Origin of the sequence: Streptomyces apocyni (assembly GCF_009739465.1) — a bacterium.
GTDB lineage: Bacteria > Actinomycetota > Actinomycetes > Streptomycetales > Streptomycetaceae > Streptomyces > Streptomyces apocyni.
Genome location: NZ_WHOM01000075.1, coordinates 9,669 through 23,920, shown reverse-complemented (window position 1 = coordinate 23,920; position 14,252 = coordinate 9,669). Strand labels below are relative to the sequence as shown.

Below are 14,252 nucleotides of genomic sequence, written 5' to 3'. Positions count from 1 at the left end.
CCGCACTCCCCCCGGGATCCCCGGCACCGTCAGGGGACCAGCCCCTGGAGGTTTACGCGGTAACGCGTCGAGGAGGCGGTGGAGTTCTGGCACAGGCTGTCCTGGACCAGCTGCGCCCGCGCCTTGTCGATCGGGTGCGGCTTGAGCCCGCCGTTCTCGTCGAAGCGCTGGTAGTTCGTGGCGTTGACCCCGTAGACCAGCTGCCGTCGGCTGTCCTCGCTGATCAGGGACTCCGTCGCCATGCCGAAGGCAGTGCCCCCGTGGCCCCAGAACCGGCCGCACCGCCCCAGGTCGGTGACCGTGATGCCCAGCCCGTACTCGCCCACCTGGTTGCCCTGCGGGTCGAGCACCGGCACGGTGCGCTTCATCTCGGCAAGTTGGGCCGCCGGGATCAACCGGCCGGCGAACAGCTTCCGGAAGAAGCGCGCCACGTCCCCGGTGGTCGAGATGAGCTCTCCCGACGTCCAGGCCACCGACATGTTGTAGGTGCTGTAGTCCTTGGCCGGGTCGATCATGCCGAAGAACGACTCGTACGCCTTGGAGTGCGGGCCCCGAATCCTCGGGCTGCTCCCCGGGAAGTAGGTGCGCCACAGGCCGGCGGGCCGGATGACGTTCCGGGTGATGTGCGACGCCGCCGACTGGCCGGTGGCCTTCTCCAGGACCAGGCCGGCCAGCACGTAGTTGGTGCTGGCGTAGGCCCAGCGCTCGCCGGGCTTGGCGACCCGGGGCTGCGCCAGGCCGAGCCGCAGCAGTTCCTCGGGCGTGTACGTGCGGTACCTGTTGTCGTCCAGGTCCTTGGGCGAGCCCTGGTTGAGGGACGGGAACGCCGCGGCGAAGTAGTCCCCCAGGCCGCTGGTGTGGTTGAGCAGCATCCGCACCGTCACCTGCTCGCCCAGGTCCGCGGGGACCAGGGTGCCCAAGTAGCGCCCGATGGGGGCGTCCAGCTCGATGCGTCCCCGGGAGACCTCCTGCAGGACCGCCACGGCGGTGAACGTCGTGGTGATGCTGCCGACCCGGTGCTTGAACCCGGGGCGTACGGGGCGCAGCGTCCGGGTGTCGGCCACACCGGACGCGCCGTTCCACACGGACGTGCCGTCCTTGACCGTGGCGTAGATGCCCGGCATGCCCGCCTCGTGGACCGCGTCCAGGGCGCGCTCCAGACGGTCGCCCCGGCCGGCGCCGTGGGGGGCGGGAGCCGCCCCCGCGGGGGCGGCGAGCCCCAGCAGCACCGAACCGCTGACCAGCCACAGGGCACTGGCCTTCCCTATACGTTTCACACTTCTGCCTTTCTCGGAGTGGTGCGCGCCGGATGGATCTTTCCGGCGAATCCCGTACGGTGGCGCGGGATTCACGGTGGGTGAGGTGAATCCGGTCCTGCGGGAAAACTGTGGGGCGGGTCCTTCCCGGATGCCGCTCAGGACGCGTGGCGCCGCTCGGCCTCACGCATGCGGCGGCGTACGGCGTGCAGCCACTCGTGGCGGCACAGCCCGCCGAAGGGGCGTGCGGCCACGGCCCAGTAGACGCGGAACAGCCGCCGGGTCTTCTCGTCGGCCGACCAGACCCGCGTCTCGCTGCTGAGCACCCCGTCGGCGTGCCGGAAGTTGAACCCGATCTTCGCGTGGCCCGGCTCGTCGAACCCGGGGAAGGTTTCCGGTTCGGCGGAGGGCGGCCGGTTCTCCTGGGTGGCTCCGGGGCGCGCGATCCAGGCGAAGACGACTTCGTTGTCGGTGCGTTCCAGCCGCTGCCCGGCGTCGACCGCTTTCCCGAAGAAGATCCCGTCCCGCGGTGTGCTGGCCTTGCCGAGGGACACCACCTTGATCAGGACGCGGAAGATGGGCATCTCGCCCCAGGTGAGGGTCTCCACGGCGCGGATGACCTCGTCGGACGGACCGTCGACGGCAAGTTCGTGGTACTCCCGCAGGTCCCAGCGCGGGAAGTAGTGGTCGAGTCGCGGGGAGGACTGAGTGGGCATCGTGGTTCCGTTTCTGCTCTGGCGGGCGGCGGGCTGCGCCTCCGGCGGCCGGGGGCGACCGGGGCCCGGAGCGGCCGTGCGCTCCGGGGCCCGTGTACACGGCGTCCGGGTCAGCCGCTGGTACCCGGCCGCACCGGAAGCGAGGCCAGACCCCGGGTGACCGGGTTGGGCAGCCACTGGACCTCGGCCGGGTCGACGGCCAGGCTCAGGTCGGGGAAGCGGCGCAGGATCCGCTCGAAGGCCACCTCGCCCTCCATCCGTGCCAGCGGCGCGCCCAGGCAGTAGTGGATGCCGTGGCCGAAGGCCATCTGCCCGGCCGTCTGGCGGGTGATGTCCAGCCGCTCGGGGTCGGGGAAGCGGTCCGCGTCCCGGTTGGCGGAGAGCACCGAGACGGAGACCAGTTCGCCCTCGGGGATGGTCACTCCGCCCACTTCGAGGGTCTCCAGCACCAGCCGGGGCTGGCCCAGGTTGACGGGGGTCTCCCAACGCAGCACCTCCTCGACCGCGTTGGGCAGCAGGGACCAGTCCGCGCGGAGCGCCGCCAGCTGGCCGGGGTGGGTCAGCAGGGCGTAGATCCCGGAAGTGATCAGGTGCGCCACGGTCTCGACGCCGGCCACCACCATTTGCAGGGCCATGCTGACCTGCTCGGCCTCGTCGAACCGGTCCTCGCCGACGCGCGCCTCGATCATGGCGGTCATGAGGTCGTCGGCGGGTTCGGCGCGCTTGGCCGCGAGGACCCGGCCCATGGTGTCCGCCATGGCCTGGGCGACCACCGGGAACTCCGCCGGGCTCCGCAGCCCGCGGACGACCTCCGCCCACGCGGCGAAGTCCCCGCGCTCGGCCTCCGGAACACCGAGCATCTCGCAGACGACCGCCAGCGGGAGGGGCCAGGCGAGCGCGTCGACGAGGTCCACCTCGGGGCGGTCGGCGATGGCGTCCAGCAGCCGGTCCGTGATCAGCTCCGTCTTGGGACGCAGGTTGGCGAACTGGCGCGGCGTGAAGGCCTTGTTCGCCAGCTTGCGCAGCCGGGTGTGGTCCGGCGGGTCGCTGATGGCCACCTGCATGCCCAGCGGGCCGACCTCGGGCGGCATCCCCAGCTTGGCGAAGAAGGGCCGCAGGTCCTTGCCGAGCCGGGGGTCGGCGTGCAGCGCGCGCACGTCCTCGTACCGGGTGACCAGCCACACCTTCAGCCCCTCGGGCAGCACGGTCTCGTACACCGGCGTGTCCTGCCGGACCTTCGCGAACGGCTCGTGGGGGTTCTGGAAGAACGCCATGTCGAAGAACTGGTCCGGCATGGCTGGGATTTCCTGGGTCACGCTGTGTCCTTTTCTCGAGTGCCCCGCGGGCACGGGTCGGTGGTGGTGGATCACTTGCGCAGCCGGTCGCCCAGCACGCGGGCGATCCGCGCGAGCGGCTCCGGATGGGTCAGCTCGTTGTGGTGGCAGTCGATCGGGTGGACGTGGATGCGGCCCCCCACGTGCTCCCGCCAGCTCTCCGCGGTCGGATCGTCGGCGGACTTGTCGCCGGTCGCGGCGAAGAACACCAGGTCGCCCGCCACCTTCCCGGGGGTGAACCGGCGCATCAGCGAGACGCTGTTGGCCGAGACCCGGCCCAGCGCGGTGATGTGGTGCTCCTCGAAGCTCGCCAGGGCGCTGTCGGTGGTGCGGACCAGCTCCATGACGCGGGCGTGCTCCAGCGGTTCGTCACCCAGCTCCGCCGGGTCGATGCCCACGAAGTGCAGCAGTCCGGCCAGCACGTCCTGCTCCCCGAAGGCCTCGGGCCCGTCGTCGGCGGCGGGTTCGGTGACGTACGCGTCCATGACGCCCAGCAGCGTCACGTCCTCGCCCGCCTCCTGAAGCCGCGCGGCCATCTCGTGCGCGACGAAACCGCCGAGCGACCAGCCCAGCAACTGGTACGGCCCGGTGGGCTGGACCGAGCGGATCTGTCGCAGGTAGTCGTCCGCCATCTCCGCCACGCTCCGCGGCAGCGGCTCGGGACCGCCCATGCCGCGCGCCTGCAACGCGTACACCGGCACCTGCGGGTCGAGGTGGCGGATCAGCCCGGAGTACACCCAGCCGATGCCCGCGGCCGGATGCAGGCAGAACAGCGGCGGCCGGTCGCCGCCGGTGCGCAGCGGCAGCAGCACCTCGAAGGGGTCGCCGTCGTCGTCAGCGCCGAACCGGTCCACCAGTGCGGCCACCGTCGGCGCCGCGAACAGGTGCCTGATGGACAGTTCGACGCCCAGGACGGCCCGGATCCGGGCGGCCAGCCGGATGGAGACGATGCTGTCGCCGCCCAGGTCGAAGAAGTTGTCGTCGATGCCGACCCGGGATACGCCGAGCACCTCGGCGAACAGGGCGCACATCACTTCCTCGCGCGGTGTGCGCGGACCGCGCCCGGTGCCCGCCGCGGTCTCGGGGGCGGGCAGCGCGGCCCGGTCCACCTTGCCGTTGGGGGTCAGCGGCAGGGCGTCCAGCACCACGACGGCACCGGGCACCATGTAGTCCGGCAGCAGGGCCGCCACGTGGGCCCGCAGCACGGCGCCGTCCAGCTGTGCCGCACCGTCGTCGGCGGCCCCGGTCACGTACCCCACCAGGCGCCGCTCGTCCGGGCGGTCCTCGCGGACCAGCGCCGCGGCCTGCGCGACGTCCGGGTGCGCGGCCAGCGCCGCCTCCACTTCACCCAGCTCGATCCGGAAGCCGCGGACCTTGACCTGGTCATCGGCGCGCCCCAGGAACTCCAGCGTGCCGTCCGCCCGCCAGCGGCCCAGGTCACCGGAGCGGTACATCCGCTCCCCTGGTGCCCCGAACGGGTCCGCCACGAACCTCTCGGCGGTCAGTCCGGGCCGGTGCAGGTAGCCCTGCGCCAGACCGGTGCCGGCCAGGTACATCTCACCCGGCACGCCCGGCGGCATCGGGCACAGCGCCCCGTCCAGCACGTACACCCGGGTGTTCCAGATCGGCCGTCCGATCGGCGGCACCTGGGCACCCGCCAGCGGGTCGCTCATCGTGGCGCACACCGTCAGTTCGGTGGGGCCGTACGCGTTGATCATGCGGCGGCCCTCGGACCACCGCTCCACGACGTCGGGCGCGGTCGCCTCACCGGCGACGACCAGCGTCATCCCGGCGGGCAGCGCTTCCACCGGCAGCGCCGCGAGGGCGGCGGGCGGGATCGTCGCATGCGTGATGCCGTGCTGGCGGGTGAGCTCAGTCAACGGCTCGCCAGGCACCAGCCGGTCGGCCGGGGCCAGGACGATCGCCGATCCCGAAAGCCAGGCCATGCACAGCTCCGACACCGCGGCGTCGAAGCTCGGCGAGGCGAACTGGAGCACCCGGCTGCCCGCGCCGACCGCGAACCGCTCGATCTGCGCACCGGCCAGGTTGCCGAGTCCGGCGTGCGTGACCACCACTCCCTTGGGGCGGCCCGTCGAACCCGACGTGTAGATCACGTACGCCGGTGCGGTAGCGGCCAGCGGCGCCCCCCGGTCGGCGTCGACCGGATCGGCGGCCGCGTGGGCCGCGACCGCGGCGGCGGTCTCCGGCGCGTCGAGGACCAGCAGGGCCGCCTCGTCCACGCCCGCCGCCAGCAGGCCGGGCGCCGTCTCGCGCACGCCGATGACCAGGGCGGGCCGTGCGTCGTCGAGCATGTAGGCGATCCGGTCGGCCGGATACGCGGGGTCCACCGGCAAGAACGCGGCCCCCGCCTTGGCGGTGGCCAGCAGGGCGACCGTCCACTCCACCGACCTCGGCACCGCCAGCGCCACGAACCGGCCCGGGCCGATGCCGCGCGAGAGCAGAAGGTGGGCCAGGCGGTTGGCGCGCGCGTTCAGTTCGGTGAAGTCCAGCGTGACGTCCTCGAACAGCACCGCGGGCGCGTGCGGCGTCCGGGCCACCTGCGTCTGGAACAGCTCCGGCAGCACCGCCCCCGTGACCGGCCGGCCGGTGGCGTTCCAGTCCACCAGGGTCAGGTCCCGCTCGGCGGGCGGCAGCAGGTCGATGCCGCTGACGGGCTGCCCGGGGTCGGTCAGCACCGCGTCGAGCACCCGCGCCAGCCGGGCCACCAGCGCCTGCGCCGTCTCCCTGGCGAACAGGTCCGGGCGGTAGTCGAGCCGCAGCCGCAGCCGCTCCCCCGGCACGGTGGCCAGCGCCAGCGGGTAGTGCGTCGCGTCGTGCCCCCGCATGTCGGCCACGCGGAGCGCCGCGGCACCCTCAGGTTCCTCGCCCGCGTCACCGCCCGGGCCGACCGGGTAGTTCTCGAACACCGTCAGCGTGTCGAAGAGTTCGGGCAGCCCCAGCCTCCGCTGGATCTCCGGCAGCCCGACGTGCTGGTACGCCAGCAGCGCGGACTGGCGCTCCTGGAGCGCCGCGAGCATCCCGGACAGCGACGCCTCGGGGCTCACGTGCACCCGCACCGGCACGGTGTTGATGAACAGGCCGACCATCGTCTCGATGCCCGGAACCTCCGGCGGGCGGCCGGAGACCGTCGCCCCGAACACCACGTCGGTGCGGCCCGTCAGACGGGCCAGCAGCACGCCCCAAGCACCCTGTACGACGGTGCTCAGCGTCGTACCAAGCCGCCTCGCGGCGGCGGTGAGCGCCCGAGTGGCGTCCTCCGGCAGCTCCGTCACGACCTGCTCGGGCGCGATCGGCTCGCGCGTCGGATCGGCCGGGGCCACCAGCGTCGGCTCCGTGACGCCCGCCAGCGACGAGGCCCACGCCTCGCCCCCCTCCTCGGGGTCCTGGTCGGTCAGCCACTGGAGGTAGTCGCGGTACGGCGCCACCCGCGGCAGGGTCCGCTCGGCGTCCGCCCCTTCGTACAAGGCCACCAGTTCGCCCATGAGCACGGGCGTCGACCAGCCGTCCAGCAGCGTGTGGTGGCTGGTGAACAGGAAGTGGTGGCGGTCGGTGCCGGTCCTGATCAGGGTGAACCGCAGCAGCGGCGGCGCCGTCACGTCGAAGCGGCGCGCCCGGTCATCGGCCACGATCCGCGCCAGCTCCGTGCCGCGCTCGTGGTCCGCGAGGCCCGTCAGGTCGATGTCCGTCCAGGGCAGTTCCACCTCGGGGAGCACGAGCTGCACCGGCTGGTCCAGTCCGTCGTGGGCGAAGCAGGCCCGCAGGTTGGCGTGGCGACGCAGCAGTCCGGCCGCCGCCGCGCGCAGGGCCGCCGCGTCCAGCGCACCGTCCAGGTCGAACTCCAGCTGGGTGGTGTACACGTCCCGCGCGTCCTGGTCGTACAGCGCGTGGAAGAGCATGCCCTGCTGCAACGGCGTCAGCGGCCACACATCCTCCAGGCGCGGCCGGGCGGCCTCCAGCCGCTCCAGTTGCTCCTGCGTCACGGACACCAGGGGCAGGTCCGACGGGGTGCGCCCGCCGGACTCCGGCCGCCGCGTGTGCTCCGCCAGCAGTTCCAGCATCCGGAACCAGCGCTGTGCCAGGTCCCGTATCTCCTCTTCGCCGAACAGCGCCCGCGGCCAGGTCCAGGTGGCGGCCAGCAGCGGACCGTCCGCGTGGTCCTGCGTGACCGCGTTGACCTCCAGGGCGTGGGCGAACGGCAGCCCGCTGCCGCCTGCGGCAGCGGCGTCGGCCTCGGCCGCCGGACCCCAGCCCGCGCCGTCGCCTCCGGCGGTGGACGCGAACCGGCCCAGGTAGTTGAAGCCGATCTGCGGCTTCGCAAGACCCTCGAGCCGCTCCCGCGTCTCCGGGTTCAGATAGCGCAGCAGGCCGTAGCCCAGACCGTTGTCCGGGATGCTCCGCAGCTGCTCCTTGAGGTGCTTGACCGTGCGGCCCAGTGCCGGGCCGCCGGCCAGCAGCTCCGGCCAGTCGACCTGGCCCGGGTCCAGCCGTACCGGGTACATGCTGGTGAACCAGCCGACCGTACGGGACAGATCGAGGTCCCTGACCAGTTCCTCGCGGCCGTGCCGCTCCAGGTCGACCAGCAGCGCCCCGTCGCCTTCGTGTGTCCGCTGCCGCCGCCAGTCGGCGACGGCCAGGGCGAACGCGGCCAGCAGGACGTCATCGACACCGGCGTGGAACGCGGCAGGCACGCTGGTGAGCAGCTCCGCCGTGGTCGCGCCCGGCAGGGTCAGCGTCACGGCAGCGGCCGTGTCGTCCAGGTCCCGCTCCGGGTCGAGGGGGACCGTGCTCAGCGGTGCGTCGGGCTCTGCCAACGCGTCGGTCCACAACGTGAGTTCACCGGTGCGTGCCGGGTCCTGGGCCGCCGCTTGGAGCAGCTCGGCCCACCGGCGGAAGGACGTGCCGACCGGTTCCAGGGCGATGGGCTCGCCCTCGGCGGCCGACTGCCAGGCAGCGGCCAGGTCCGGCAGCACGATCCGCCAGGACACGCCGTCCACGACCAGGTGGTGGAGCACCAGCAGCAGCCGTCCCGGTGCCCGGTCGCCCGCGTCGAACCACACCACGCGCACCATCGCCCCGGCAGACGGGGAGAGGCGGCCGACCGCGGCCGTGTACTGCTCGGCGACCAGGGCCCGCAGCCCGTCCTCGTCCAGCCCGGACGCGTCCACCCGCAGCAGGCAGTCCGCGGCGGTGACCGCGCCCACCGGAGCGGTCTCCAGCTCCCACCGGCCGGTCCCGCCTTCCTCGTCCGGAGCGGACGTCAGCCGCAGCCGCAGGGCGTCGTGACGGTCCAGTACGGCCTGGAGCGCGGCGGTCAGATGGGCTGCGCCGAGTGCGGCCGGGACCTGCACCAGCGTCGACTGGTGGAAGCCGTCGGGCGATCCGCCGCGTTCGCGCAGCCAGTGCACGATCGGTGTGGGCGGCAGTGTGCCGATCCCGGCGTCCGGGGCTTCCCGCACCGACTCGGTGAGCGTTCCGGCCGCGGCGGCCAGGGCTTCGACCGTCCGGTGCTGGAACACCTCCCGTGGTGAGATCACCAGGCCCGCCCTGCGGGCCCGGCTGACCAGCTGGATGGAGAGGATGCTGTCCCCGCCGAGCTCGAAGAAGCTCGCGTCCACGCTGACGGAGTCGAGCCCCAGCAGCTCGGCGAAGAGAGCGCTCAGTACTTCTTCGCGGGCCGTGCGCGGCGCCCGCCCGCCGCTGCCCGCCGCCACGTCCGGCAGGGGCAGCGCCGCGCGGTCCAGCTTGCCGTTGGGGGTCAGCGGCAGTGCGTCCAGCACCACGAACGCGGACGGCACCATGTAGTCCGGCAGGACGGCCGCCAGCGGCTCGCGCAGCGCGTCCGCGGCGGGCGCGCCTCCGTCGGCGTCCAGCACCGCGTAGGCCACCAGGCGCCGCGCTCCCGGCTGGTCCTCGCGGACCACCACCGCGCTCTGCGCGACACCGGGCTGTGCGGCTAGCGCGGCCTCGATCTCGCCGAGTTCGATGCGGAAGCCGCGGACCTTGACCTGGTTGTCGGCGCGGCCGATGAACTCCAGCTGGCCGTCGACGGTCCAGCGGGCCAGGTCACCGGTGCGGTACAGGCGTCCGCCCGCCGGGCCGAACGGGTCGGCGACGAACCGTTCCGCCGTCAGGGCCGGGCGGCGCAGGTAGCCGCGCGCCTGCCCCAGGCCCGCCAGGTACAGCTCACCCGGTGCACCGGGTGCGACGGGCCTGAGGTGCTGGTCGAGGACGTAGGCGCGGGTGTTCCACACCGGACGCCCGATCGGCGGCGCCTGGTCCCCGCTGAGCGGGTCGCTCATCGTGGCGCACACGGTCATCTCGGTGGGGCCGTACGCGTTGATCATCCGACGGTCCGCCGACCACCGCTCCACCAGCGCCCCGGAGCACGCCTCACCGCCGGTGACCAGCGCCCGCAGCGACGGAAGCGGCACGTCCGGGAGGGAGGCGACCATCGGCGCCGGCATCATCAGATGCGTGGCACGCTCCGCGTCGATCAGCGCGGCCAGTCCCTCACCGACCAGTTCGCTGTCCGGGCCGGGCAGCACCAGGGTCGCGCCGGAGGCCAGCGCCATCACCAGATCCGCGACGGACACGTCGAAGTTCGGCGACACCACCTGCAGCACCCGGCTGGTGCCGTCGATGGCCAGGTTCTCGATGTGCGACGCCGCCATCGTGGCGACACCCCGGTGACTGACCACGACGCCCTTAGGGCGGCCGGTCGAGCCCGACGTGTAGATGGCGTACGCCGCGTGGGCGAGGGTGAGCGGATGGACGCGGTGCGCGTCGGTGGGGTTGCGGGCCGGCTCCGCGTCCACGGCCTCCCGCACCCGCGGGTCGTCCAGCAGCCAGGTACGGGCGGCCTCCGCGGCCCCTTCGGGCCGCACCGCACTGGTGGTGATCACCACGGCGGGCCGGGCGTCGCCCAGCATGTACGCGATCCGGTCGGCCGGATAGCCCGGGTCCACGGGCAGGAACGCCGCACCGGCCTTGGCCACCGCGAGCACCGCGGTCACCAGCTCGGGCGAACGCGGCAGCGCCAGCGCCACGAAGTCCTCCGGGCCGACACCTTCGGCGATCAGCCGGTGCGCGAGCCGGTTGGCCCGCTCGTTGAGCTCGCCGTAACTGAGCGCCGTCCCCTCGAAGGTGACCGCGGTCGCCTCAGGCGTACGGGCCGCCTGCGCTTCGAACAGCTCCGGCAGCGGCGCCGCCGCCACCTCGTGGGCGGTGTCGTTCCACTCGTGGAGCACACGGTCGCGCTCGGTGGCCGACAGCACCTCCAGGGCGCCGATCGCCAGGCCCGGTTCGGCCGCGGCGGCATCCAGCAGCCGCTCCAGCCGGTCCACCAGGGCCCGCACCGTCTCCCGGTCGAACAGTTCCACGTTGTACTCGACGACGCCGTGGATTCCGTCAGGGGAGCCGTCCGCCGCCCTGCGCTCGGCCAGCGTCAGCCCCAGGTCCAGCTTGGCCGTGCCGGTGTCCACCGGCTCCATGCCCACCCGCAGGCCCGGCAGGTCGAGGGTCGCCTCACGCTGGTTCTGGAGCGTCAGCATCACCTGGTACAGCGGGTGGTGGGCCAGGGTCCGCTCCGGGTTCAGTGCCTCGACCAGCTGCTCGAACGGCACGTCCTGGTGGGCGTAGGCGGCCAGCGCCGTCGTCCTGGCCCGGTCGACCAGCTCGGTGAAGCTCGGGTCGCCCGAGGTGTCCGTGCGCAGCACCAGGTTGTTGAGGAACAGGCCGACCAGGTCCTCCAGGGCCTCGTCGGTGCGCCCCGCCACCGGAGTGCCGATCGCGATGTCGGTTCCGGCGCCGAGCCGGGTCAGCAGTGCGGCGAGTCCCGCCTGGAGCACCATGAAGAGCGTGGCCCGCCCTCCATCGGCCACCGCCAGCAGTCGCTGGTGCAGCTCGGGCGGGAGCGCGAACTCCAGGGTGTCGCCCTGTCGGCCCGCCACCGCGGGCAGCGGCCGGTCGGCGGGCAGCTCCAGGCGCTGCGGCAGCCCCGCCAGCGTCTCCCGCCAGAAGGCCAACTGCCGGGAAACGGCGCTGTCCGGATCGTCCTCGCTGCCCAGCACGTCGCGCTGCCACAGCGTGTAGTCCGCGTACTGCACAGGAAGCGGCGCCCACGCGGGCTCCGCCCCCGCGGACCTGGCCTCGTACGCCGTCGCCAGGTCGCGGGCCAGCGGTCCCGACGACCAGCCGTCCGCCGCGATGTGGTGCAGCGCCAGCAGCAGTACGTGGTCGTCGTCGGCCACCGAGAACAGCCGGGCCCGCAGCGGCGCCTGCGCGGTGATGTCGAAGCCCTCCCGCACGGCCTCGTCCAGCGCCCGGCGCAGCCCGTCCGCACCGGTCTTCACCACCGGCAGCGCGGGCGCGGCCACCGCCGCGTCCAGCACCTGCTGCCGCGGCACGCCGTCGGTGTCGGGGAAGACCGTCCGCAGGCTCTCGTGCCGGGCCACGACGTCCGCCAGGGCGGCGCGCAGCGCGTCGCGGTCCAGTTCGCCGGCCAGCCGGAAGGCCAGCGGGATGGTGTACGCCGCGCTCGGCCCGTCGAAGCGGTGGGTGAACCACAGGCGGCGCTGCGCGAAGGAGAGCGGCACGGCGTCGGGCCGTTCGACGCGGGTCAGCGCTGTGCGCGCCCGCTGCGCCCCGGACAGCCGGTCGGCGAGAGCGGCCACGGTGGGCGCTTCGAACAGTGCCCGGATCGGGAGTTCCGCGCCCAGTTCGGTGCGGACGCGGCTGACCAGTCGGGTGGCCAGCAGGGAGTGTCCGCCCAGGGCGAAGAAGCTGTCGTCGATCCCGACCGCGGGCACGCCGAGCAGTTCGGCGAACAGCCGGCACAGCAGTTCCTGCCGGGGGTTCTCCGGGCCGCGCAGCACGCCGTCCGAGTGGAACTCCGGGGCGGGCAGGGCCTTGCGGTCCAGCTTGCCGTTGGGGGTCAGCGGCAGCGCGTCCAGGACGACGACAGCCGCCGGGACCATGTACTCGGGCAGCACGGCCCCGACGTGCCGTCGCAGCTCCGCCGGTTCCGGCCGCTGCCCGGCCACCGGTACGACGTAGCCGACCAGGCGCTTGTCGCCGGGCCTGTCCTCGCGGACCAGCGCGACGGACCTGGCTACGTCGGGGTGCGCGGCCAGCGCGGTCTCGATCTCGCCGAGTTCGATGCGGTAGCCGCGGACCTTGACCTGGTGGTCGACGCGCCCGATGAACTCCAGCTGCTGGTCGGCGGCCCAGCGCACCAGGTCGCCCGTCCGGTACATCCGGCTGCCCGTCCGGCCGTACGGGTCGGCGACGAACCGTTCGGACGTCAGGTCAGGCCGCCGCAGATAGCCGCGGGCCAGCCCCGCGCCCGCGATGTACAGCTCGCCCGCGACACCGGGCGCGACCGGGCGCAGCGCCTCGTCGAGCACGTACACCCGTGTGTTGTGGACGGGGCGGCCGATGACCGGGGCCCCGGGGCGGTCCGTGAGTTCCGCGGCGGTCGACCAGACGGTGGTCTCGGTCGGCCCGTACAGGTTGGTCACCCGCGCGCCCGCGGTGTCCAGGGCCGCGGCCAGCCCGCCGGGCAGCGCCTCGCCGCCCACCAGCGCCCTCGTACCGCGGACCGCGTCGGGGAACTCGGCGACCAGCGCCTGCCACAGCGACGGGGTGGCCTGCATCACCGTGCCGCCGTGCCGGGCGAGCAGAGCCGCCAGCGCCGCCGGGTCGAGCACCGTCGCCTCGTCGGCGACGACGACCGCGGCGCCCGCGAGCAGCGGCAGGTACGCCTCCAGCGCGAAGATGTCGAAGGCGCTGGTGGTCACCGAAACCAGCCGGTCGTCCGCCGCCATCGGGAAGCGGTCGGCCATGGACATCAGGAAGTTGTCGAGGGCCGACACGGGCACCACGACGCCCTTGGGGCGGCCGGTGGACCCCGAGGTGTAGAGGACGTACGCCGCGGCCGACGGGTGCGCGGCCGCGCCCCGGTCGGAGTCGGACAGGTCGGTGTCCGCGTACGCCGCCAGCTCGTCACGGGTCCCGGGCGCGTCCAGGAGCAGCGAGGGGGCGGAGACCGGCGGGAGTTCGACACCGTAGCCGGTCACCACCAGCACCGGTCCCGAGTCCTCCAGCACGTAGCCGATCCGGTCCGCCGGGTGGTGCGGGTCGATCGGCACGTACGCCGCGCCGCTCTTGAGCACGGCCAGGTGCGCCACCAGCAGGTCGGCGGAGCGGGGCAGGGCCACCGCCACCCGGTCGTCCAGGCCCACGCCCCGGCGCAGCAGGCTCCGGGCGAGCCGGTTCGCCTGGGCGTTGGCCTGTGCGTACGTGAGGGCCAGGTCACCGAAGAGCACGGCAGGGGCGTCGGGCGTACGGGCCGCCTGGGCTTCGAACAGCCGGAGCAGACCCTCCGCGGGGACCGCCCGTGCCGTGGCGTTCCACTCCTCCAGCAGCCGGTGCCGCTCGTCGGCGGTCAGGACGTCGGCGTCCGTGAGCCGCTGGTCGGGGTCGGCGACCAGGACCTCCAGCAGCCGCACCAGGCGCCTTCCCATCGCCTCGGCGGTCGCCCGGTCGAACAGGTCGGTGCGGTACTCGACGGTGCCGCGCACGCCCTGTGCCGCGCCGTCCGCCGCGAACTGCTCCGCGAAGCCGAACGACAGGTCGAACCTGCTGGCGCCCGTGGGCACCGCCACGGACTCGGCCCGCAGCCCCGGCAGCCGCAGCTCGGCGCCCGGGGTGTTCTGCAGGGACAGCATGGTTTGGACGAGGGGGTGGCGGGTGAGGGAGCGCTCGGGGTTGAGGGCTTCTACGAGGCGTTCGAAGGGGAGGTCTTGGTGTGCGTAGGCGGTGAGGTTGGTGGTGCGGGTGCGGTTCAGGAGTTCGCGGAAGGTGGGGTTGCCGCTGGTGTCGGTGCGCAGGACGAGGGTGTTGATGAAGAAGCCGACGAGGTGGTC

Annotated in this window: 4 protein-coding genes; all 4 read right to left on the bottom strand. The window is 73.5% G+C overall.

Annotated features, from left to right (window positions below; all coding sequences use genetic code 11):
• Window positions 1-29: 29 nt before the first annotated feature.
• A complete protein-coding gene (locus GCN81_RS27295; protein WP_197287802.1) occupies window positions 30-1,277 on the bottom strand; it encodes a serine hydrolase domain-containing protein in 1,248 nt (415 codons plus the stop codon).
• Between the two features lie 137 nt (window positions 1,278-1,414).
• A complete protein-coding gene (locus GCN81_RS27290; protein ID WP_156727244.1) occupies window positions 1,415-1,972 on the bottom strand; it encodes a hypothetical protein in 558 nt (185 codons plus the stop codon).
• A 110-nt stretch (window positions 1,973-2,082) separates the two neighbouring features.
• A complete protein-coding gene (locus GCN81_RS27285) occupies window positions 2,083-3,288 on the bottom strand; it encodes a cytochrome P450 family protein (RefSeq protein WP_231627006.1) in 1,206 nt (401 codons plus the stop codon).
• Window positions 3,289-3,338: 50 nt separating this feature from the next.
• On the bottom strand, window positions 3,339-14,252 hold a 10,914-nt coding region (locus GCN81_RS27280; RefSeq protein WP_197287801.1), incomplete at its 5' end, for a non-ribosomal peptide synthetase.

Coding starts and splice junctions, on each gene's coding strand:
- GCN81_RS27290 (WP_156727244.1), bottom strand. CDS start 1,972: ATGCCCACTCAGTCCTCCCCGCGACTCGACCACTACTTCCCGCGCTGG.